At 39.0% G+C, this 1,922-nt stretch carries 6 protein-coding genes; all 6 read left to right on the plus strand.

All coding sequences use genetic code 11. The annotated features are described in order from the left end of the window. On the plus strand, window positions 1-487 hold a 487-nt coding region (locus tag HE1_RS05450; protein WP_035545548.1), incomplete at its 5' end, for a nucleoside/nucleotide kinase family protein. Between the two features lie 308 nt (window positions 488-795). Further along, window positions 796-993 carry a hypothetical protein gene (locus HE1_RS08350; protein ID WP_162480416.1) on the plus strand — a complete coding sequence of 66 codons (198 nt, stop codon included), beginning with the start codon at window positions 796-798 and terminating at the stop codon, window positions 991-993. Further along, on the plus strand, window positions 968-1,093 hold the full coding sequence (locus HE1_RS10055) for a hypothetical protein (protein WP_278243466.1): 126 nt from the start codon (window positions 968-970) through the stop codon (window positions 1,091-1,093). Before HE1_RS08350 ends, HE1_RS10055 begins: the two co-directional genes overlap by 26 nt. Before the next feature lie 78 nt (window positions 1,094-1,171). Then, entirely contained in the window at window positions 1,172-1,330 is a 159-nt protein-coding gene (locus HE1_RS09135; protein WP_162531296.1) for a hypothetical protein, read from the plus strand. 38 nt (window positions 1,331-1,368) lie between these two features. After that, window positions 1,369-1,527: a hypothetical protein gene (locus HE1_RS09140; RefSeq protein WP_162531230.1), complete on the plus strand. Its 159-nt coding sequence runs from the start codon at window positions 1,369-1,371 to the stop codon at window positions 1,525-1,527. Between the two features lie 58 nt (window positions 1,528-1,585). Further along, the gene (locus tag HE1_RS05460) at window positions 1,586-1,801 is read left to right on the plus strand and encodes a hypothetical protein (RefSeq protein WP_035545550.1); all 216 of its coding nucleotides are present in this window, start codon (window positions 1,586-1,588) and stop codon (window positions 1,799-1,801) included. Window positions 1,802-1,922: the final 121 nt, after the last annotated feature.

Genomic DNA, 1,922 nt, shown 5'->3' on the forward strand with positions numbered 1-1,922 from the left:
GCAGACCGTGTTAAAGGTAACTACTCGCCCTAAAAGAGCTTCTGATTTAGATGGAGAGTATTGTTTTGTAAATTCTGAGATTTACAATAAGATGTTTCAAGAAAAAAAGTTTGCACTTCATACAAAATATTACGAACATACTTATGCGATTCCCTATTCCACCCTTGAGGAAGGAAAAAAGAAAAATATTTCTCGGTTTATTACCCCCTGGGTTTTTGGAAAAGATTCTGTTTTTGATCCGCGTATACGCTATGTCAGAATTTGGCTAGAGCTTTCTCAAGAAGAGCGGGTAAAAAGGATGCTTAATAGAGGAGATAGCAAAGAATACGTGGCCAAGCGCTTAGACCAAGAGGCTTTGCCCCAGTTTGCTGTTTATTGGGAACAACAACGTCAGCAATGTCAATGGGTTGTGGATGCTAGTGCTCCTCTTGAAGAGGTTGTAAATAAGATTCGTGCTATAGGGCTGGACTGCGTAAATCTTCATTAACGATACAATGCAGGCAGTTTGTATAAACGGAGTGTTTTTTGGGATCCATGAAAGTCAGACAAGACTGTTGCATTTTTCAATCTTTACAGAGAGTTAAGCGGTGTGGTACCATCAACCTTCACGGAAATGTTAAGGCGTTTTAAATTCGAGGTAACGAAAGGTCGATGATTGCAGTAGTGGGGTGTGGACTGTGGGGCGAAAATATTATGCGTACGTTATCAGAAATCATACTCCCCCTCACTTTTTTGAAGGGTCTTTAAAAGATCCGAAAGAGAGGCTATTTTATTAAAAATAAACAACAATGTTTAATGCAAATGAACCTCTCATCCTTAATAAATAAGATAACAAAACTATTAGCTTTTCACAATTCCCGCGCAGAGACTTTTAAAACCTTCGTACTTAGTATGATCGATCAGCGAAAGGTTCAGCATCCTGCGCTGATCCACAAGATGAACGCTCCAGCTTCAATAAAATCCCAGCTTGAACGCGTCAGGCGTTTTTTTTAAAGGACAAGGAATTGATTCTGGACTCTTCTCAAAAGCCTTAATATCAAGCATTTGGGAGCCAGTTCCTAAAATGCATTTAATGCTCGATGGCACCAATTAGAAGTTTGGAACGCAGAATATCAATAGCCTCGTACTAGCTGTTAGAGTTGGAAAGATTGCATTTCCTTTGTTTTGGAGCATGCTTGATCACCAGAAAAATTCGCACCCCCAAGCACGCAGCAGTTTATTAAACCAATTTAAGGAAATCTTTGGGGTCAATAAAATTCTCTCCTTTTCAGCTGATCGCGAATTTGTGGGCAAAGATTGGATCACTTATTTGTTTGACTTATTTGTGTGACCACAAGATCCTTTTTTTTCCGTATAAAAGATAATCCATTGGCCAACTTCGGCACCTCTAAAAAGCCTTTGAAGGATTTTTTTACTCACCTAAATACGGACGAAAGCCGCCATCTGTATAACATGCTGGATGATCCTAGGGGGGGTATCGTAGGTAAAAAGATTAAAGATGAGCACCTTGTTATTTGCTCAAGATAAAGACCGGGTACTAAAAGCCTACAAATAAAGATGGGATATTGAACGGCTGTTCAGAACTATGAAAACGCAAGGGGTTACCCTTGAAAATACCCCTATGAAAGATTTGGGAAGACTTTCCAAACTTATGACGATTTTATACGCTTCTATAACGGGCCTTACACAAGAAATTGCTTACAAAAAAAACAGTCAGAGTGCCTTTGGTATTCATACTTCACAAGGGGACTCAGGTGGATCAAAGATAAACTCTTATTCTTTGATTTCAGCGATCTTTTAAACTACCTGAAAAAAAGTGAGGGGGAGTATGATCAGAAATGAAAAAGCTATCAGCGGTTTTTGATGAAGATGACGAAAAATGTTCCAAATTATCCCAAGCTTTTCAAGTGCCTGTTTTAACG

Source organism: Holospora elegans E1 (genome assembly GCF_000648275.1).
GTDB lineage: Bacteria > Pseudomonadota > Alphaproteobacteria > Holosporales > Holosporaceae > Holospora > Holospora undulata_A.